This is a genomic window from Sporosarcina sp. BI001-red, assembly GCF_003384035.1.
GTDB lineage: Bacteria > Bacillota > Bacilli > Bacillales_A > Planococcaceae > Sporosarcina.
Map to the genome: position 1 here is coordinate 44,507 of NZ_QQAK01000011.1, position 20,772 is coordinate 65,278.

Sequence of the window (20,772 nt, forward strand, 5' to 3'; positions counted from 1 at the left end):
ATCACTTCTCTAGCTTTATGATCACTTTCCACCTTTTATGATCACTTCTCTAGCTTTATGAGCACTTTCCCAGCTTTATGAGCACTTTTCTAGTTTTATGATCACTTTCCACCTTTTATGATCACTTCTCTAGCTTTATGAGCACTTTCCACCTTTTATGATCACTATTCTAACTTTATGAGCACTTCCCTAGTTTTATGAGCACTTCTCCACTTTTATGACCACTTCTCTAGCACTTCCAGCTTCCAGCTTCCACTAACATCCACACAGGTTTATGAGTGCTCAGCCTCATTCTTGGCCTTCTCCTCAATCTTTGTATCTTGATTGCCATGGATGACTTCATACAGTTCATCTTCCACTGAAATATCTGCGAGTCCCACTTTCGAGCGGTAGGCGGCACGTATGATTAGATGACCTGCCACTGGTGCTGTAAGGAATACGAAAACGATACCGAGCAATACGCGGACACTAACGAAATGGTCATGGAACAAAAAGTATAGGAACACGCCGATTAGCGTCAACAAGACTGACAACGTGGAGCTTTTCGTTGCTGCATGGGAGCGTGTATACACATCGGGCAAGCGGATGATTCCGAACACACTAATGACACTAAAAATACTTCCGGAGAGGATGAGCAGGGCGGCAATGAATTCACCGATCTCGTTTTCGTTCAACGATAACCCCCCTCTCGATATATTTTGAAAAGGCTATTGTGCTGATGAACGATAGAATCCCAAGGATCAGAATGACTTCCAAATACGCTTTCGTTCCGTAAATGATCGATACAACTCCGATTGTTGCGAGCAAGTTGACACCGATGACATCCATTGCAATGACTCGATCCGGCATGGAGGGGCCGATTATGAGTCTGATGACAGCTATCGCTATCGTAATTGCGAACAGTACAACAGATATTGCAAGCATAGTTTGAATCATTATCGGGTCACCTCCATAATCGCTTTTTCAAAGTTCTTTAATTGTTTGATCAACCCATCACGGGATTCTTGGACGTCCATCGCATGGATGTAGAGGGCATCACTTTCCGGCGTTACTTCCATTACAACAGACCCTGGAGTTAATGTCAGCAACATCGAGAGCATCGTAATTTCCACATCACTACGCAATATGGTTTCATACTTGAAGATTCCTGGTTCAATCTTCAAACGTGGACTTAAAATCTGCTTCAAGACGACTGCACTCGATTGGATCAATTCCCAGACGAATATGAACAGTAATCTTACGACCGCGTAGACGCGCCTTAAGTAGAAGCGTGTGCCGAAGAAACGGTGCATGAAGAATAGGATTCCTATTCCTACGAGGAAGCCTGCGTAGAACGTGGAAAAACGCAATTCGTCTTCATCGATGAGCAGCATCCATAGAAATGCAATGAACAAGTTCAATAACAGTTGACCCGGCATTCTCCCGTCCCCTTTCCTCTGAGCTATCGTTTCAGCAACGCTTCTTTGTCCAATACTGCTTCAATATATGTTTGTGGGTCGATCAACGTCGACGCCGCGTCATTCACGAAGGGTGCAAGCACATCTGCACCGATTCCGATTGCCAGCGTCAAGACGCCAAGTAACACAATCGGTAGCAGCGTGCGTTTTTTCAACACGACTTGCTCTTCACTACTGATGATTGCTTCCCCCATGAAACAGTTGAGGAAGATGCGCAATAACGAATACAACACGAACAAACTCGATACAAATGCTAAGGTCAGCAACACATACGTTTCCGCCTCAATCAGACCTTCACCAAGCAACACTTTTCCGATGAATCCGCTGAACGGAGGAATCCCAGTAAGCGATAGCATTGCGATGAAAAACAACCATCCGAGCGTAGGATAATTCCGTAGCAACCCACTGATCTCTCCGATTTTCGCCTTACCTGTCAACGAAATCATCAAACCCCCTGCTAAAAATAGCATCGCTTTTACGACCATGTCATGTAATACGTAATAGATCGAACCTTGCAGCGCAACTTCATTTCCTGCTGCAAATCCAACGAGGATGAACCCCACCGCAATCACTACGTTGTAAGATATGATTTGTCGGATATCTCTCGATGAAAGCGCTCCAATACTCCCGCCAATTAATGTCAATGCAGCCATGATCCCAATAATCGACTGCGTAATTTCTGGAGAATGATGGAACACAAGTGTGAACATACGAATTAGTGCATAAATCCCCACTTTGGTAAGCAATGCGCCGAACAACGCCGCGATTGCTGCAGGAGGCGCGCTATAGGATCCGGGCAGCCAGAAATACAGCAACAATCCGGCTTTCAAACTGAAGACGAGTAAAAAGATTAAGCTAATAATCGTCAACACAGGGCCTTGACCATTTTCAGTAACACGTACCGCTAATTGCGCCATGTTAAGCGTACCTGTTGCGCCATACAAATACGCAATTGCGAGTAGGAAAAACCATGAGGCTAGTACATTAATTGTAATATACGTAAATGCTTCAACGAGCTGGACTTTGCGTCCTCCTAGTATGAGGAGTGCATACGAAGCAAGTAGCATCACTTCAAAACAGACGAATAAGTTGAAGACATCTCCTGTTAAAAATGAACCGTTAACGCCAGCTAGCAAGAACAGCATAAAAGGATAGACATACATCTTCTCGAACGATTCTCCAATTGTTGAAAATGCGTAAAGCAGAATAATACTTGTAACGGTCGCAGCAGCTGTAACTAGCAACAATGCGAACGAGTCTCCCACAAATAGAATGCCATATGGTGGCTGCCATCCTCCAAAATCCAGTCGTAAAATTCCTTCAGATTGAATCCGTAGTAACAAGTACACACCGACTCCTGCAGAGCTTGCAGTCGCTAAAAAGCTCAGTATACGTTGCAAAACGAACGAATTGCGGAAGAATGTCAGCACGATTGCAGTGAGTAGAGGAATAAGGACGGGCAGAACGAGTGCATTAGTCATCGGATTCTCTCCTTACGTCATCCAAATTGTCAGCACCCGTTTCTCTGTAGATCCGGTATGCGAGCACTAAGAGAAAAGCAGTGACAGCAAAGCTGATGACGATTGCGGTAAGGATGAGCGCCTGTGGAAGTGCATCCGAATACGTTGAACCTTCTTCTGTCAGCAATGGAGCGCCTCCCTTTTTTAAACCGCCCATCGTAAGAATCAGTAAGTGTATGGCGTGAGAAAGGATGGCAGTCCCTAAAATGATCCTCACAAAATTGCGAGACAGCAGTAAATAGACCGCCACCATGACGAGAACGCCTACCAGTAATGTAATTAAGGTCTCCATTCAACTCACATCCTCACTGATCGTCAACAGAATCGTCACGACAACGCCCACAACGGTTAACGCAACACCTGCTTCAAACACCAACACCATCGAGAGTTCCGTCAACCCGAAAACGGGTAATGCAAAGTCCCCTTTTTCTTGCGTCAGGAATTGATTGCTAAACAGCATGGGAACTGCACTACTAGCCACTGCCAGAAATACGCCGAGCCCAGCAATTTTCTTGAAATCGAACGGAATTCCTTTGTGTACTGTTTCAATATCATATGTCATGTACAGCAACAACAACGCTGAAGCGAGGACGAGTCCTCCAGAGAACCCACCACCCGGATCGTTATGTCCAGAGATGAAGAGCTCGACACCGAACGTTAATATGATGAACACGATAATTTTCGTGACAGTGCGCAAGATGACGTCATTGATTTTCATTGCCGTCACCACCTTTTTTGTCTTTCAACTTGATCAACACATACACACCGAGGCCACCGATCAGAAGAACCACGATTTCGAGCATCGTATCAAACGCACGGAAGTCCCCTAAAATCGCGTTAACGATATTGCCTCCACCCGTAAGCGTCTTCGCGTCTTCAAAGTATTTGGAGATCGGATCGAATAGGCGGTTTCCTTGTACGATGAGCGCTGTGATCATGACGATCAGACCTGTTGCAACTGCGATGAACGCATTCAATACTTTCACCGGACGACGTGGACGCTCTTTCTTCCAATCTGGCATGAAGCGGAATGTCAGTAAGAACAACACAGTAGTTACCGTTTCCACAACGATTTGCGTGAGTGCCAAGTCAGGTGCTCGCAAAACGACGAACAGAAAAGCAACTGTAAATCCAAGGACACCATTTAATAGAATCGCAATCAACCGAGAATTCACGAAAAGAATGGCAACCGCTGCAGCCATCATGACCATGACAAGAATGTACTCATTAATAGTTACAACCGCATCTTCCGAAAAGTTAAAAGTAAGTCGCCAAACAAATGTCAATGCCGTTCCCATCATGGCAATGAAAAACAGCAGAATGTACGTGAAATAGCGATGCAAATGTCCTGTCATGTACTTATTTGTTAGGTGATAGGAGTTTCCCTCGAGCTGAATAAGTAACAACGTATAGATGTTATCAATCTTCCAACTGAACGGGGAGACTGTATAGATACGTCTCCACTGGCGCAAGAAGATATACAGAATGGTTCCAACGAAGATAATTCCAATCGTCATCCAGAGTGCCGGATTCAGTCCATGCCACGCAGCAATGTGCACAACAAGCGATTCCGGATTCCCAAATGACGGATAGACCGCAGCCATGGCCGGTTTGAGTATCCATTTCCCTAGCAGATTCGGGAAGAAGAACAACCCTACAATCAAAGCCCCTAAAATGGACGGCGCAACGAGCATCCCAGGTCGCGGATCATGCGCGCCTCGGTCCACCCATGCGGGCTGTTGCTGCTGGCGACCGAAAAACGTTTGAAAAACGATAATCATGCAGTATACGAAAGTAAAGACACTCGCTACCCATGCGACAATCGGAATCCATGTGTGGACACCTGGCAACCCCAAGTGGCGCACAGCGAGACTCGCTTCTAAAAACAGTTCCTTACTTAAAAATCCATTAAAAGGAGGTAATCCAGCCATTGAAAAACTACCTGCAAGCGCAATGCTGAATGTTATAGGCATAAACACAGCCAACCCACCGAGTTTCCGAATATCACGCGTCCCAAGTTCATGGTCAACGATTCCGATAATCATGAATAACGCGCCTTTGAATGTAGAGTGGTTTATCAAATGGAATAGTCCTGCAAACGCTGCAGCTGTATAGATCGTTTTGTCCACCCCTGGTATGTCCAGCATGGCGGCTGAACCGATCCCTAGTAAACTCATAATCAACCCAAGTTGACTAATCGTAGAATAGGCAAGAAGCGCCTTCAAGTCGTTTTGTCGGACGGCATTGAACGAGCCCCACAACAAGGTCAACAGCCCGATGAACGTCACCGAATAGAACCATAGTTCACTTTCACCGAATACCGGGATGAAGCGGGCGACCAGGTAAATCCCCGCCTTGACCATCGTTGCTGAGTGTAAATATGCACTGACTGGGGTCGGGGCTTCCATCGCATCTGGAAGCCAAATATGGAAAGGAAATTGTGCGGATTTCGTAAAAGCTCCAAGTAGAATGAGAAGCATCGCTGGGATGAAAAGATCATTTGTCGGTAACGTTTCCGCCATGCCAATCATCTCTTGAATACTATAAGTCCCCGTCATTTGGTGCATCATCAGGAATCCGATAAGCATGCCGATTCCGCCAGTCACTGTGATGAGCATTGCCTTTTTCGCACCGGCTCGAGAATTTTTCCGCTGATGCCAAAAAGCGATGAGCAGGAATGACGACACACTCGTCAACTCCCAAAATACGTAGAGTACCAGCACGTTATCTGAAAAGACGACCCCCAGCATGGAACCCATAAACAGCAACAAATACATATAAAAACGACCAAGTGCTTCTCGTTCAGATAGATAATAAATGGAGTACATAACGACGAGCGTCCCCATGCCTGTGATGAGCAATCCCAAAATCATACTGAGACCGTCTAAATGAGTGGTGAAGTGGATATCGGCGGCATTTAGCCACCGGATGGTGTGGAATAGGTTCTCGCCTGAAGCTAGTTTTGGTACCTGAAGACTAAGAATAACAAACAAAATCAATGGAACTGGCAATACCATCCAACCGATTTTCTTACTGCGTACATATGTATAAAGAAACGGAACAAAAAGCGATGCCAGAAACGGCACCAATATAAGTATCGGAATGATCAATTCGTTGTACCCCCCCTAAAAAAAAGAAAACACGGGTCCTATCATCAGAGTCTTCTAACGGACGGTGAAAGCTTGGAAAGTCGCAGCAATACTTGTACGGGGTTTTCAAAATCCGCAGAAAAGTTTCTGAGACGGCTTGACGCGGATGGAAAAGCCGGCGATAATGAGTGCCATGTGAGTACAGTGAACAAGCCTGAAACTATTCTTTAGTTTCAGGATGAACGTGCAAGCGATGGCGTTTGTGTTTTTGGTTTCAACCTAAAGTATACACAACATTTACATCAATCGCACTTGAAGCGGTGCGCACGAGTGTGAGATTGCCTAGTATTCAGATTCTATGGAGGTGGAGGACTACATGGGGAAAGTGAAAGGACGCATGGATGAAAGCATCCTCGTCTGTGTGTATTACGGACCTAACGGAGAGCGGCTCATTCGTCGCGGTCATCAGATGGCTAGCGCGATGGATTGCCCTCTTTACATTTTAACAGTCGATCCACGGCCGTTAGATGATATGGATGCAGCTAAATCGGATTACATTGACAGATGGCGTGAACTTGCGGATCAATTGGAAGCAGATGAATTCATCATACGGGATAACGAAAGTAGACCCACCGCAAAAGTGATCAAACAAGTGGCACATGATCGGAATGTCACTCAAATCATCATCGGACAAACGGCGCAAAGCCGATGGGAAGAAATCACGAAGGGCTCGTTCATGAACGTATTGTTGCGTGAAATTACGTTCGTCGATTTCCACGTCGTATCTGTCGCACGTTCCATTAAGCATGATGTCGAAGGGTTGTTCGAAAAAGGATTGCGGGCGTATCTGACGGATGATGGGGACGGGTTCCGCATTACGTTCAACTATACAAAAGATGCCCGGTTTGAAGGGATCTTCTTTAAAGAGACCGGAACAGATTTCAATAATGGCATCTTTAAATTCATGCATGATGGAAAGATGTGTCAAGTGAGAATTACAGATGATCGTGTAGAAGATCCATCTTTAGTCAGTTGTAAAATTGATGTATAACCATAGGTAAAAGCAGAGAGTGCCGCGGCGCTCCCTGCTTTTTGTTTTGTCGCTATAGTAAACTTACTCAGCAGGCTCTCCTACAATTTTCACTTCGCGTTCGAGATCTACACCGAAACGCTTTTTCACTTCTGCTTGAACCATTTCAATTGTACGAATGTAGTCAGTTGCAGTTGCGTGATTTTTGTTGATGATGAACCCCGCGTGTTTGGTTGAGACCTCTGCTCCACCGATTCCTTTTCCTTGAAGTCCGCTATCCTGGATCAGTTTACCCGCGAAAAACCCGGGTGGTCGTTTAAATACACTACCTGCTGATGGATACTCAAGCGGTTGCTTCGACTCACGCAAAAAAGTCAATTCTGCCACTTTCGCATCAATTGTCTCTTGGTTACCAACCTGGAGATCGAAGTCTGAAGACACAACGAAATACCCTTCGTCGGCGATAATACTTTTCCGATAACCGAGTTCCAGTTCCTCTTTCGATAACACAAAGATTTCCCCTTTACGATTCATAAGGGTGGACTTCACGATGATGTCTTTTATCTCCCCGCCATATGCTCCGGCGTTCATTGCCATAGCACCTCCGACAGAACCTGGAATTCCACAAGCGAATTCAATTCCAGTCAATCCAGCGGCTGCAGCGGCTTTTGAAACATCAATAATATACGCACCGGCTTCAGCGTGGACATGCGTTCCGTTCACAGTAATCACATCTAACTTCACAGGATGCAACACGATGCCACGAACTCCTCCGTCGCGAACGACCATGTTAGATCCATTTCCAAGTAGCAATATCGGGATATCTTGTTCATATGCGTAACGGACAGTTGCTTGCATTTCTTCAACAGTTTCAGGGATCACCAGTAAATCAGCAAGTCCGCCTAGTTCTGTCTTTGTATAATTTGAGAGGGATTCATCCAGCAAAAGCTGCCCTTTAGTAATCGTTGTTTGTAAATCAGTAAGCCATTGTTGCTTAGCCATTCTCCCCAACCCTTTCCAATGTACGTACCTTATAACAGTATGGTGTGAATCTAGTGATTTGACAAGAGGTACGGACATGTTTTCCATATAGGTTCATTGTACTCGCTTTACATTAACAATTAGTGAGAATCCGTGGATTTTTGGAGACATTCGTTAAATCCAATGATTTCTGGCGAAGATGGACTTAAGTGAACTTAAAGAACACGGAGGGATACCACTATGCTAAACTCACTTTGGCTTGAAACTGCCTATCCACGGGATACGTATCTCCCACCCTCTTCAGATACAACATGCGATGTTTGTATTATAGGAGGTGGATTATGCGGCCTCACCGCAGCATATTTGTTAGCAAAAGCCGGTAAAAAAGTGTTATTGCTTGAAAAGGATCGAATTCTTGAAGGTGCTTCCGGAAATACGACCGGTAAACTAACGACGCAACATGATTTAGTCTATGCAGACATATTAAAGACATTCGGCGCAGAATCCGCAAAACTCTACTATAAGACGAACGATGATGCGATTCGGTTCGCCCAATCCATTGCTGAAGGTGATGAACTGCGCTCAACGAATTCTGTATTATTTGCATCTACTGACAATGGAGTGACCTCTTTAAGGAAAGAAGCGGATGCCTATCAAACACTGGGAATCCCATTTGATCGGCGGTTGAATTGTGAATTACCACTCTCCGTTAAAGAAACACTTACACTAACGGATCAAGCACAGCTGCATCCGGTCCGATTTGGTCAGCATATTGCAAAGCTCGCTGTTTCTGAAGGAGCGCAGCTGTGCGAGAAATCGGACGTCCGGTCTATGGACTTAAAAGAAAAGTCTCTCCAACTCGCATCCGGCATCGTCATTAACTTTGATGAACTCCTGTTGTGTACACATTATCCAATTGAAGCACTGCGCGGCATGAACATTATGAAGCTGGAAGTAAAACGTTCCTATTTGGTTTCTGCACCTGCTGATATGCCATTGCAAAGCCAGTACTTATCCGTGGATGAACCAAAACGTTCGATCCGGACAGTATTCATTGACGGTCGTCCCCATTTTTTACTAGCGGGTGAAGATCATAAAGCAGGTGTCACAAGCGAAACCGATATCCATTACAACCGCCTTGCGGAAGAGCTACAATCTATCTATCATCTAGGCGAACCGATCCATAGCTGGTCTGCGCAAGATCCGTCCACTCCAGATTTAATCCCCTACGCAGGTCCGATTTCAGCTGCGATGCCCTATGTTCATATTTGTACAGGCTTTCGTAAATGGGGAATGACAAATTCCCTTGCAGCCGCACAAATCGTCACTGATCAGATTACAGGTCAACCGAACCCTGCCATCTCGCTATATGCACCTGATCGAACTGGCTTCGGGACACTTTTACTTCAGGCTTTGAAAACGACAGGGTTTGTATTGAAGGAATTTACCGGCGGTCACTTGACTCGTACCAACGCACCCATTTGTACGCATATGGGATGCCGTACCCGTTGGAACACAGGTGATGAAACCTGGGATTGCCCCTGCCATGGGTCCCGTTTCAGAAAGGATGGTTCTGTACTGGAAGGTCCGGCCACACGCCCACTCAATTTGAAGGAGTGACTTGGATTTTTTGGTACTGCCCTGGTGGTACCGGTAATTTGGATAGTCGTATCGGCAATATGGAATTCGAAATCGGGACTTTCAAAGAGGGAATCACCACTCTCATACAATTCAATGGATTTTATCGCATAACCCACTTATCTGATGACTAGACTTAGGCTACCTGAACGTATCCACGGAAGTAAACGTCAACTCTGACCAATATGAAATTAAAAAAGCTGCCGAAAGAGTGAACATATCACTCATACGGCAGCTTTTCGTTATTCTCACTTAAATGCTTCAGTCAAAACTGGAACGATTTGTTTCTTCCGTGATACGATTCCGTTCAAAATGGCCATATCATTCGCTGGTACTACTTTAAACGCAGCCATAGCAGAGAATGCTTTTTCACCAATTGCAATGGCAATCGAATCATTGTTAATAATATCCGTAATGACAAACAAGAATAAATCAAGCTTCTTCACAGATACTACTTTCGTCAACAGCTCAGTCAGCTCATCCTTACGATTCAAGACGTCATTCAGATCCACTGCATTTACTTGCGCAATTTCCATCGTCACGTCATTGACCTCAAACGTTTTTGCGTCAAGTGAAATGAGTTCTTCCAATGTTTTGTCGCTGAGATTTGCACCCGCCTTAAGCATGTCCAATCCGTAAACATTTGCGTCCACGCCTGCGATTTCTGTAAGTTCGTCAGCTGCTTTCCGATCTTCTTCAGTAAATGTAGGGGATTTAAACAACAACGAATCCGAAATAATTGCCGACAACATAAGTCCTGCAATATTTTTCGGAATAGTTACACCGTGTTCTTTGAACAACTTATTTAAAATTGTCGCCGTACAACCAACTGGTTCGGCACGATAGTAAAGAGGTTCGCTTGTTTGGAAATTGGCAATCCGGTGGTGGTCAATAACTTCGAGCACTTGCACATCCTCAATGTCATCAACACTTTGTTGCTTTTCGTTATGATCGACTAAAATCACTTTTGATGATTCAGACGCTGCTCGGTCGATTTGTCTCGGTGATTCAAAACCGAACGTTTCCAATGCAAACGCAGTCTCTTCAGAAATACTGCCAAGTCTTACGGCTTCTGCATCCACTCCAATTTGTTGTTTCAAATAAGCGTATGTGATCGCAGAAGCGATTGAATCCGTGTCAGGATTTTTGTGGCCGAATACAAGTACTTTGTTCATAAGTGAATTCCTCCTAATATCTATACCTAATGCATCTTTCTTATCTTACCATCACGGCAAGGGTGGCGGAAACAGAAGCAATCCAATTTCATCTTTATTTTGTACAAAGTCTTCAATCGTATACCGGTCTAACACTGCAAGATACGCTTGCAAGGCTTCCTGCAATACGCCCTTTAAGCGACAAGCGGGTGCGAGTACACACATATTGGATTCTCGGTTAAAACATTCAACCAATTGAAAGTCGTCTTCTGTTTTCCTAACAACGTGTCCCACATTAATATGCTTCGGCAGGACTTTCAAACGGATTCCGCCTCCCCTGCCGCGAACAGTTTCAATAAAGCCCGACTTACCGAGCTCATGCACGACTTTTGTCAAATGATTTTTTGAAATCCTGAATGCCTCGGATATTTCTGCTATCGTCGATAATTCACCTTCAGGCTTAGCAGCCAAAAAAATCAAAACACGCAACGAGTAGTCTGTATAGAGCGTTAACCGCATCCCGTTCACCATTCCTTCTATGAGGTCCTATATTTTTGTCTAATCCTTGAATGAAATGTGACTAAAATTCGAACTGTCTTTAAAGATGTATTTTTTATATAGCTTTTTTAATTCATTAGGATTATGATAAATTCATCAACTACGAGAGGTCGTGTCAATTATGTTATCCCAAGAAAAAATTGATATTATTAAATCCACTGTACCTGTTCTCGAACAACATGGCAAAACAATTACAACTGTGTTCTACAAAAATATGTTCGAGGCGCATCCTGAGCTATTGAACGTGTTCAACCACGTTAACCAAGCACAAGGACGGCAACAAACTGCACTTTCAAATACTGTACTCGCAGCAGCAAAACATATCGACAACTTGGGAGCAATTATTCCAGCGGTTGTCCAAATCGCAAACAAACACGTTTCACTTGGCATCGTACCAGAACAATATCCAATCGTTGGAAAGTACCTTCTTGGTGCTATTAAAGAAGTTCTTGGCGATGCAGCAACTCCTGAAATCTTAGGAGCATGGGAAGAAGCATATGGAATAATTGCTGATGCATTCATCGGCGTAGAAAAATCCATGTATGACGAGATGGAGGCTGAAGAAGGCGGCTGGAAATTGTTCAAAGGTTTTGTCCTTGCTGATAAAATCAAAGAGAGCGATGTTATTACTTCTTTCTACTTTAAACCTGTTGATGGTGGGAATGTACCATCGTACAAACCAGGACAATTCATCAGTATCAAACTTGAAATCCCTGGGGAGAAAAATACGTTGATTCGTCAATATAGCCTTTCCCAAGCACCGAACGGCGAATCATTCCGTATCTCTGTAAAACGCGAAGGAGAAAACAATCCAAATGGAAAAGCATCTGTCTTCCTTCATGATCAGTTGAACGTTGGAGATATCGTAGAACTTAGCGCTCCAGCAGGAGACTTCTACCTAGACGTAGCGAACACTACACCTGTCACACTAATCAGTGGTGGTGTCGGAGTGACTCCAATGATGGCAATGTACGAAACAATAGCTACAACAACACCTGAACGACCTGTAGCATTCCTACACTCTGCTCGGACTCGTAGTCACCAAGCTTTTGACAAAGTCGTTCGTGAAATGGATGAATCCCTTGCAACTTCGAGCTATGCAGCGCTTTACTCTGAAGAAGGTGACGGATTCATCAACCGTGAATTCCTTGAGAAAAACGTTAAAGAAGGAAGCGACGTTTACGTATGTGGTCCGACTCCATTCATGCAAGCAGTGATTAATGAATTGTATGCAATGGGCATCGACAAAGAAAAAGTTCACTTTGAATTCTTCGGTCCTGCAGTACAACTTGAACTCGCAAACGCTTAATAATTTAAAACAAGCCGTCATCGTTATTGCGATGACGGCTTGTTTTTTGTTTCTATTTTGAACTTCGTAATGCTTTCTTAGGCATTCTGAACGATGCGATTAACAGCGTCAACATGAGGAACAATCCAATACAACCGATGTACGGATACAAGATGTCCAATAATGCTGAGAAGCCAAAGAAACTTAACCCAAACCCGATAATGAGGACAAGGATTACAAACGAACGAAATCGGGGTGTTCCCCTTTTTGTAAATCGTGCACCAAAGGAATAAAACATACTGACTGCCGTATTGAAAATCATGCCATACAAGACAACCGCCATCAGAACGCCCAAGATTGGTGAAATGTCATTAATAATAGCAAGCATTGGTAAATCAGCATCTTTTACTATATCAATTTTCGAGAAGATTGCTAAGTTACTTAATAGAATCATAATACCTAGCCCAAGCCCACCAACGAGTCCACCGAGAGTTGCTGCTTTTTCATCTTTTTCAGCTCCACCCATTACGAGCGCCATGGAAGCACCCACTGCAATATTGAAGGAAACATAGTTAATCGCTGAGAACCACCAATTCGGCAAAGGTGTTTGAATGGATGTTGCCACACTGTTCAGGCTTGAGAACGAATCCGACATATTGGTCAGACAATAGACTGAAACGATGATGACCGCGAGTATAAGGAACGGGGTGATACTACCGATAACAGCCACGACACGGTCTACATTTAATAATAACGTTAAAAACACCAAGATAATCATGAGCAAACTTCCTATGTAGGGAGGAAGTCCAAATTGCTGATTCAAGTTTGAACCCGCGCCTGCAATCATGACGACGCCTACAGAAAATAACGTGATGACAATAACTCCATCGACTATTATACCGAGGTATTTCCCGCTTATTGTATAGACAGCTTCTTTATGCGAGGTCGTTTGCATCCGACTTCCTATCCGCGTAAGGAGCATTCCGAAGTATGCAAACAAGACCGTAGAAATGATGGCTCCAATAATGCCGAGTAACCCGAAGCTTGTAAAGTATTGAACAATTTCTTTCCCCGAAGCAAATCCAGCTCCGACAATAATCCCAATAAAAGCGCTACCCATCTTTAAAACTTTCAAGCATTTTCCCCCTAATTCGTGACCACATTGGTGCAAACGATTTATTGCTTTCTCTTTAAATTTTCTGAATTCTCTGAGAGCAGTCCTTCCAATCTTTTCAGTCTAGCTGAATTGTCAATTGCATTTCGTATAACCAAGTAACGCATAAACGAAAACAGAACGAAGACGAAAACGAGCACCCGCAACCATGCTCCCCAAAAATTCACTTCCAATCTTGCCACTTTCCAGGCTATTCTGGCTATGTATGTTGCTTTGTTTAATTTACCACTCCTTTAAAGCGTTTTCAACTCACCAAAAAGAAGACCCACAAAGGGGTCGACTCAGAACTACGTCTATTTTCCCTAATTATACTTCTAGTAACTTAAGGGCTTCTCGGTTAAACGCAGGGATATCTTCAGGCTGACGACTTGTAACAAGTTGGTTATGACAAACAACGACTTCCTTGTCATGGAATTTAGTACCCGCATACTCCATGTCAACGCGAATCGACTTATACCCTGTAGCGTCACGACCTTCCAATGCTTTTGCAGTAATCAGCAGCTGTGGTCCGTGACAAATTGCAAATACAGGCTTATCCGCATCCATGAACGCTTTGGCGAAGTTGACGAAACGATCATCTGCACGGAGCTGATCTGGAGAAAAACCTCCAGGGATGAACAATGCATCGAAATCTTCCGGCTTCACTTCGTTAATTCCTTTGTCAATCCTAACGGGCGTACCTTTTTTCATACCTTTAACGATAGTGCCTGCTTCGTTTTCAATGGTCACTACTTCATGACCCGCATCTTGGAAAGCCTTCGCTGGATCTGCGTACTCTGAGTCCTCAAACATATTAGTAAGTACAGTTGCAATCTTAGCCATTTTCACATGCACTCCTTTTAATTAATTAATTTTGTCTCACTTTCATTATTTTCCACGTATCTTCCAAAACTAAACCTATGGCCTGAATTTAGAAACAAATGCATTGTCTTTTTCATAAAAGCGCCATGGATAGTGCACTGCTTCACCTGCATTTGAAATGCCGATGCGAGGACTAGTGACAACTTCACCTACCGCATCCGATTTTGCAATGAACAACGGACGATCCGTCCAATGATGACCATAGTAATCCATTGTAATTCCGAGCGCTTTTGTCAGTTTCCCTGGTCCATTCGTCCAGTTTTTCATAGCGAGATTTTCTCCCCTACGTTGGCGCATGAATTCCAATCCTTCCACGGGTTCTCCTGCACGGATCAGAATTGCGTGTGGAGTTCCAACAGGTCCACTGACAACATTCATCAACGTGTGCGTGTGCATTTGATAAGTATACACACTGCCCGCTTCTCCAAACATCACTTCCGTTCTTTTTGTTCTACGATTTTTAAAGCTATGTGCAGCCTGATCCTCTGCTCCGTGATAGGCCTCTGTTTCTACAATCCTTGCGATGACAGGTCCTGTAGGGAGTTCATGGATAATGAGCTGACCGATCAAGTCTTGGGCAAGTTCCAGTACCGGTTTATCAAAGAAGCTTTTCTCAACTGGCTGATAAATAGTGCATTCCTCCTTTTTTTCAACAGTTCCGAATTCCCAAAGAAATAATCTGCCGGTTGAAGTTGTGCTATGTATTTTAAGGTCTACCCAACTTTCATTGTTTACAATCTATCTTCGGTTACAAATGGGACAATTGAAAAAGGACCTTCCTAAAACGAAAGGTCCTTTCTAGTTACACAAGGCGATTGACCGAGAGCCCTTGACCCGCAGCAAATTCTTCATACATCTTATGCGATTGCAATAGCTCCTGGTGCGTTCCTATTCCCGTAATAGTACCCTTCTCTAAAAAGATCAATTGGTCCGCGTCTATTACAGTCGATAACCTGTGTGCAATAATCAGCGTCGTACGACCTACCATCAGTCTCTGGAGCGCTTCCTGGACATGTGTTTGTGAACCACTATCCAAGTTCGACGTCGCTTCGTCCAGTAAAAGGATGGACGGATTATGCAACAATGCACGGGCAATTGCAATCCGCTGTCGTTGACCACCCGAAAGTTTCATGCCACGTTCTCCGACTAACGTGTCGAATCCATCTTCCATCTCTTCGATGAATCCAAGCGCGTTAGCCGCCGACGCAGCGTTTCGAATTCTTTCAAGCGAAGGGCGCTCTGCCAATCCATAGGCGATGTTGTCCACAATGGTTCCACTCAGTAAAGGACTCTCCTGCGAGACATACCCAATTCTTCCTCGCCAATCCGATAGCTCAATCTCTTCAACAGGTCGATCTCCAAGGAAAATCGTACCGGATACGGGTTTGTAAAATCGCTCAATTAGAGAAAACAGCGTTGTTTTACCCCCACCACTTGGACCTACAAATGCTGTCACAGTTCCTGGTACAGCACGGAACGTCACGTTTTTCAAAACGGGCTTCTCACTTTTATAAGAGAACGATACCTCCTGAAAGGCAAGTGCCGATTCAGAATGTCCTGTTACTCCTTCAGTCCGTTCACTGTCCATTCCTAAGATCTGTTGAATGCGCTCTGTCGCTCCGACTGCTTTTTGGAATACTGTAAACACTTGAGCCATCTGTGCAAATGGGACAATAATCTGGAACATGAGAAAAATTATCGCGACAAGTGTTCCAGCAGATAGTGCCCCTTTAGAAACTTGGGCACCGCCATATCCTAGAATCGCGACTAAAATCCCCATCATGATAAGCGTCATGACTGGCGAAATCACGGCTTGGATTTTCGCTTCACGAAGTCCAAAACCGAACAACGAACGAATGGCAACTGAGCCCTTTTCCTGTTCATACGGTTCTGCACGGTATGCTTTCACAAGACGAATGTCCCCAAGTACTCGACCTAAGAGCCCTGAGAATTTTGCCATTTCAGCTTGAGTTGCTTTAGCAATTTTATGCATGACTCGCCCTAAAGGAAAGATGATCGCCATACTGATTGGGATGCTAATAAGCATAATGAGTGTCATCTTCCAGTCGAGGTACAAGAGAATTGCTATTGCTCCAATGATGGAAATGATACCCGTAATAAGCGATACCAAATGGTCGGCAACCAGTTGCTTCAAAATAGTAGTATCTTGTGTAATTCGACTCATCGTTTCTCCTGTTTCGGTTTCATCGTAATACGGAACCGGTAAACGGAGCACTTTACCCCAGAGACGCGTTCTCAAGTCAGCAACAATCGTTTCTCCAATATAGGCAAGCATGTAGTAAGACACTCCACCGAGCAGTGCCTGGATTACAAATACTGCAAATAGAAATATAGCAGTTTTCCAGTTGAATAAATCACTTGTCAACGAGTCGACAAGTTGTTTGGTCACTAAAGGGATTGCAAGACTTGCTAACGTTGAAAAAAGCGCTAATACTAGGGCTGCTACCGTAACCCCTTTCGGCCACTCCAATTGTTTTAACAAGCTGACAAACTCTTTCAACGACCCTTTCGTTTGTTTCGTTTCTTGACCCGTATCCACGCTAAGTCCCATTTAAATTCCCGCTTTCAATTATAGTGGGGTTGGTTCGCCACCGGATTTTTGTTCGTTTCGCTCCTGAAGCAGCCGACCGATTTCAAGCCAATCCGATTCTAACGCTGGACGATGAGAGGGACGATAAAAGATGGACGCCGGATGAAAAGTGGGGATGATTGTATACGACTCTTCCGTCCATCCGTAATCTACATCCTCCAATTCACGTAAAAAACGCACAGGCTGATTCAACGGTTCCCCATGAAGTTCCGTCACTTTCGCATGTTTGCCGACTAACCTCTGTAAACTCACGTTACCAAGCGTAACGATCAGTTCCGGTTGAACATTCGCAATTTCAAAATCGAGAACAGGTGCATGCGCAAGAATTTCATGCTTTGTTGGAGGACGATTGTATTTACGCTCCGTCAACGTTCCGTCCCTTTCTTTTCTATGTCCATAGCGGTATGGTCGGCTTCTTACTGCACTTGTTATATAGACATCTTCCCTAGTGAGCCCAATGGAAGCAAGTGATTTCATAAGCTCTTTTCCCGCTCTTCCTGTAAACGGAATACCACCTTGTGCTTCCGTCTCTCCAGGCGCTTCGCCAATTAACATCAATTTAGGATGACGGGGTCCTTCACCATACACAAATCCTTCCACAGGAAACCCTTCAATCCGTTTTTTCCCTATGTCTGCAACAAACTCAGGAATTCTGAATGGACGAACCTCATTCATGTGCTTCACCTCGACCTTTGCTTAATTTACTTAGTTCATGGAGCCTAAGCAATTCTCTCTTTGTTATACGGTTTGAATACGAGAACGTTTCAAGTTTCAGTTCAAAACTTCCTCCATAGAGTAAGCAATTCGGATTCTTTTCGGTGTAAGAAAGATTTCGTGATTGAAGACACCTTGTCCCCCTATAAAAAACTCTGTAGATTCATTTCTTTCTGCAATCCCCTCCAACTTTTCGAAAAGTTGGGGATCCTGTTCGAATGGGAGTGTCGTAGTCGCTGATAAAAGGAGCTTATCTGGTTTTAATCGTTGCACTAAGTATTCAATGGACGACAACTTAGGGGAAGGTCCAGCTGCAATCGTTTGCCACCCGTGCATCATCGCTTGCAACAAAATGATATGCAACGGGATTTCATGTGTTTCGTTAGGCAAACAGCTCCCAAGTATGATTGGTGCCCCTTCTGCTAGATCAAAGTTTCTGCGAATCTGAACTAAGAAATCACGAATTACTAGACTAGTGATGGTTTCTTGGCTCTCGTCCCACTCTCCTCTTTCCCACAGTTCTCCGATTTCCAACATCAATGGCTGAATGGTATTGCTTAAAAAATTCTCCAATCCATAACGGTGATGGGCTTGCTTCAACAGTAGTAATAGACCTGATTCATCATAATTAGACCCTTTCTCTAAAAGCTCTATTACGTATTCGCTTAGAGGCTGTTTAGGTACCGCTTCCAGCGTCTGTTGTGAGCGGAGTATGAGAAGAGCTTCTTTCAATGAATGACCTTTGTCTTTTAAACCACAGATTTTCATTAGTGTGGCAACATCTTCAAATGTGTACAATCTATAGCCATTTTCGTGACGTCTCGGGCATATAATTCCGTATCGATCTTCCCATTTACGAATAACTTGTCGGGACAAACCGGTCATCTCAGACACTTCTTTTACAAGAAGACCTTGTTCTTGTTTTGTTTTCATTGTTCAGTGCCTCTTTCCTTAAGGAGATCATCAGGACTTTCTATATCTCTGACATTATCCTTTCGATCCCCAAACGTTGTACAAACATAACGCGTGTACAATGTTTAAAATCATGTATAATGGGAATAAAATACTTAATTTAAGATATTCCTAGAATGTATTGTACAATCTTATCACAAAACCTTATACAAGTAAACGATTTGTTATTTTAAAGAGAATTGGGGAGATCCATTTGAAAAAAAGCGTTATTGTCATAGGAGCTGGTGTAGCTGGACTAGCGAGTGCATGTCGATTACAGCATGCCGGGTACGATGTCACACTGTACGAAAAAGAATCCTTACCTGGAGGAAAGATGCATAGAATTCAACAGGACGGTTATCAGTTCGACTTAGGTCCAACCATTGTAATGATGCCTGAACTCTATCGCGAAGTATTTCAAGTGTGTGGTGTTGATCCAGATAATTACATACCGATGCGGCGCCTAGATCCGATGTATAGCGTATTCTTCGGTGATCAGCCGGAAGACCATTATGAAATTAGCTCCGACTTAATAGAATTGACAAAAACACTAGAGTCTTTCGGGGATGAGGATGCGCAAGGCTTCCTAGAATACTTACAAGTAATCTATAAGCGTTTCCTTGTTGCTAAAGAACATTTTCTTCAAAAACCTTTCCGTAAACCTTCGGACTTCTATAACCCTGCAATGTTGAGACAAGGACTTAAATTAAAGACCTTTGATAACGCAGATACATTCATCAGTAAATACATTAAAAACGAACGGCTTAAACAAATGATTAGTTTTCAGACGTTGTACATCGGCGTTTCCCCTTACAGTGGCCCATCACTCTATACAATGATTCCAATGATTGAGTTCCTCTATGGCGTCTGGTTCATTGAAGGCGGGATGCACACTATGGCTCAATCCCTTGAGCGGTTATTTAAAGAATTAGGTGGCAGTATCCATTATAATTCACCCGTTGACGAGATCGTGATTGAAAACGGTCAAGCGTCAGGTATTCGTTTGAACGGCAAAATCATCTCATCAGACTATGTGATGTGTAATGCGGATTTCCCTTATGCCATGAAAAATCTTGTCAAAGAACCAAAGGCAAAAGGCAAATACACCGATAAGAAGATTGATAATATGAAATATTCATGTTCCTGTTTCCTGATGTATCTCGGAATGAACAAAAAATATGAAGAAGTCCCAAATGCCCATAACTTCATCTTCAACGAAGAGCTTGAACGTAACTTGAGCGATATCTTTTCTGGGAAGCGTCTCGACACTGCCTCATTCTATGTCTACATCGGTTCTAAGCTCGATCCAAGTCTTGCACCTGAAGGAAAAGATGGACTCTACATACTCGTTCCCGTGTCAGACAAATCTTGTTCACAGTATGAATGGAATGATGAAACCATCCAGCACTATCGGGGTTATATATTAGATGCACTGGAAAAAATCAAAGGCTTTGAAAACGTTAAACAGGAAATCGTGTCTGAATCGTATATGACACCACCTGATTTTGAACAACGTTTTAACGCATATAACGGTGCTACTTTCGGTCTTCAACCGACGCTCTCCCAAAGTAATCATATGCGCCCGCAAAGTAAAGCTACTCATTGTGAAAACCTTTACTTCACAGGAAGCAGTACACACCCTGGGGCTGGTGTTCCAATCGTCTTATTGTCCGCACGCATTGCCACGGAAGAACTATTGCATGACGACAAAGGAATCCTATTCCACACCCGCTGAAAGGGGGACTT

At 43.8% G+C, this 20,772-nt stretch carries 20 protein-coding genes; 4 read left to right on the forward strand and 16 right to left on the reverse strand.

The window, feature by feature from the left end; all coding sequences use genetic code 11:
• Positions 1-272: 272 nt before the first annotated feature.
• Genes DVB69_RS07305 through DVB69_RS07335 form a run of 7 tightly spaced genes read right to left on the reverse strand, consistent with a single transcriptional unit; the run spans position 273 to position 6,087 of the window.
• Entirely contained in the window at positions 273-674 is a 402-nt protein-coding gene (locus DVB69_RS07305; RefSeq protein WP_116018118.1) for a Na+/H+ antiporter subunit G, read from the reverse strand.
• The gene (locus DVB69_RS07310) at positions 652-936 is read right to left on the reverse strand and encodes a Na(+)/H(+) antiporter subunit F1 (protein WP_116018120.1); all 285 of its coding nucleotides are present in this window, start codon (positions 934-936) and stop codon (positions 652-654) included. The genes DVB69_RS07305 and DVB69_RS07310 overlap by 23 nt, the downstream gene beginning before the upstream one ends.
• Entirely contained in the window at positions 936-1,418 is a 483-nt protein-coding gene (locus DVB69_RS07315; protein ID WP_116018122.1) for a Na+/H+ antiporter subunit E, read from the reverse strand. Before DVB69_RS07315 ends, DVB69_RS07310 begins: the two co-directional genes overlap by 1 nt.
• A 23-nt stretch (positions 1,419-1,441) precedes the next feature.
• Positions 1,442-2,938 (reverse strand): Na+/H+ antiporter subunit D, encoded by a 1,497-nt coding sequence (locus DVB69_RS07320; RefSeq protein WP_116018124.1) that lies wholly within the window; start codon positions 2,936-2,938, stop codon positions 1,442-1,444.
• On the reverse strand, positions 2,931-3,269 hold the full coding sequence (locus DVB69_RS07325) for a Na(+)/H(+) antiporter subunit C (RefSeq protein ID WP_116018126.1): 339 nt from the start codon (positions 3,267-3,269) through the stop codon (positions 2,931-2,933). Before DVB69_RS07325 ends, DVB69_RS07320 begins: the two co-directional genes overlap by 8 nt.
• On the reverse strand, positions 3,270-3,695 hold the full coding sequence (locus DVB69_RS07330; protein WP_116018128.1) for a Na(+)/H(+) antiporter subunit B: 426 nt from the start codon (positions 3,693-3,695) through the stop codon (positions 3,270-3,272).
• A complete protein-coding gene (locus DVB69_RS07335) occupies positions 3,682-6,087 on the reverse strand; it encodes a Na+/H+ antiporter subunit A (RefSeq protein WP_116018130.1) in 2,406 nt (801 codons plus the stop codon). Before DVB69_RS07335 ends, DVB69_RS07330 begins: the two co-directional genes overlap by 14 nt.
• Before the next feature lie 355 nt (positions 6,088-6,442).
• Between DVB69_RS07335 and DVB69_RS07340 the strand changes: the two genes are divergently transcribed.
• On the forward strand, positions 6,443-7,117 hold the full coding sequence (locus tag DVB69_RS07340; RefSeq protein WP_116018132.1) for a universal stress protein: 675 nt from the start codon (positions 6,443-6,445) through the stop codon (positions 7,115-7,117).
• A gap of 63 nt (positions 7,118-7,180) precedes the next feature.
• Here DVB69_RS07340 and murB read toward each other — a convergent pair whose 3' ends face one another.
• Positions 7,181-8,098: a UDP-N-acetylmuramate dehydrogenase gene (murB, locus tag DVB69_RS07345; protein WP_116018134.1), complete on the reverse strand. Its 918-nt coding sequence runs from the start codon at positions 8,096-8,098 to the stop codon at positions 7,181-7,183.
• A 219-nt stretch (positions 8,099-8,317) separates the two neighbouring features.
• Here murB and DVB69_RS07350 point away from each other — a divergent pair, with 219 nt between their 5' ends.
• On the forward strand, positions 8,318-9,697 hold the full coding sequence (locus tag DVB69_RS07350) for an FAD-dependent oxidoreductase (RefSeq protein WP_116018136.1): 1,380 nt from the start codon (positions 8,318-8,320) through the stop codon (positions 9,695-9,697).
• 266 nt (positions 9,698-9,963) lie between these two features.
• On the opposite strand, the gene DVB69_RS07355 is transcribed toward DVB69_RS07350, so the two are convergent.
• Positions 9,964-10,890 (reverse strand): manganese-dependent inorganic pyrophosphatase, encoded by a 927-nt coding sequence (locus DVB69_RS07355; RefSeq protein WP_116018138.1) that lies wholly within the window; start codon positions 10,888-10,890, stop codon positions 9,964-9,966.
• Positions 10,891-10,941: 51 nt separating this feature from the next.
• Complete coding sequence (locus tag DVB69_RS07360; protein WP_116018828.1) at positions 10,942-11,388, reverse strand: Rrf2 family transcriptional regulator; 447 nt, start codon at positions 11,386-11,388, stop codon at positions 10,942-10,944.
• Positions 11,389-11,548: 160 nt separating this feature from the next.
• Between DVB69_RS07360 and hmpA the strand changes: the two genes are divergently transcribed.
• A complete protein-coding gene (gene hmpA / locus DVB69_RS07365) occupies positions 11,549-12,736 on the forward strand; it encodes an NO-inducible flavohemoprotein (protein WP_116018140.1) in 1,188 nt (395 codons plus the stop codon).
• A gap of 52 nt (positions 12,737-12,788) precedes the next feature.
• Here the strand turns inward: hmpA and DVB69_RS07370 are convergent, their stop codons facing one another.
• From DVB69_RS07370 to DVB69_RS07395, 6 genes are all read right to left on the reverse strand, one after another.
• Positions 12,789-13,835 (reverse strand): YkvI family membrane protein, encoded by a 1,047-nt coding sequence (locus DVB69_RS07370; RefSeq protein ID WP_116018829.1) that lies wholly within the window; start codon positions 13,833-13,835, stop codon positions 12,789-12,791.
• A 360-nt stretch (positions 13,836-14,195) separates the two neighbouring features.
• Positions 14,196-14,711 (reverse strand): type 1 glutamine amidotransferase domain-containing protein, encoded by a 516-nt coding sequence (locus tag DVB69_RS07375; RefSeq protein ID WP_116018142.1) that lies wholly within the window; start codon positions 14,709-14,711, stop codon positions 14,196-14,198.
• A 75-nt stretch (positions 14,712-14,786) separates the two neighbouring features.
• Entirely contained in the window at positions 14,787-15,380 is a 594-nt protein-coding gene (locus DVB69_RS07380; protein ID WP_116018144.1) for a DNA-3-methyladenine glycosylase, read from the reverse strand.
• Between the two features lie 172 nt (positions 15,381-15,552).
• Complete coding sequence (locus DVB69_RS07385; RefSeq protein ID WP_116018146.1) at positions 15,553-17,322, reverse strand: ABC transporter ATP-binding protein; 1,770 nt, start codon at positions 17,320-17,322, stop codon at positions 15,553-15,555.
• Between the two features lie 18 nt (positions 17,323-17,340).
• Positions 17,341-18,036: a uracil-DNA glycosylase gene (locus DVB69_RS07390; protein WP_116018148.1), complete on the reverse strand. Its 696-nt coding sequence runs from the start codon at positions 18,034-18,036 to the stop codon at positions 17,341-17,343.
• A 96-nt stretch (positions 18,037-18,132) separates the two neighbouring features.
• Positions 18,133-19,008, reverse strand: a complete 876-nt coding sequence (locus DVB69_RS07395; protein WP_116018150.1) for a MerR family transcriptional regulator — start codon at positions 19,006-19,008, stop codon at positions 18,133-18,135.
• A gap of 232 nt (positions 19,009-19,240) precedes the next feature.
• Here DVB69_RS07395 and DVB69_RS07400 point away from each other — a divergent pair, with 232 nt between their 5' ends.
• Positions 19,241-20,761 (forward strand): phytoene desaturase family protein, encoded by a 1,521-nt coding sequence (locus tag DVB69_RS07400; RefSeq protein ID WP_116018152.1) that lies wholly within the window; start codon positions 19,241-19,243, stop codon positions 20,759-20,761.
• The last annotated feature ends 11 nt before the right edge of the window (positions 20,762-20,772 follow it).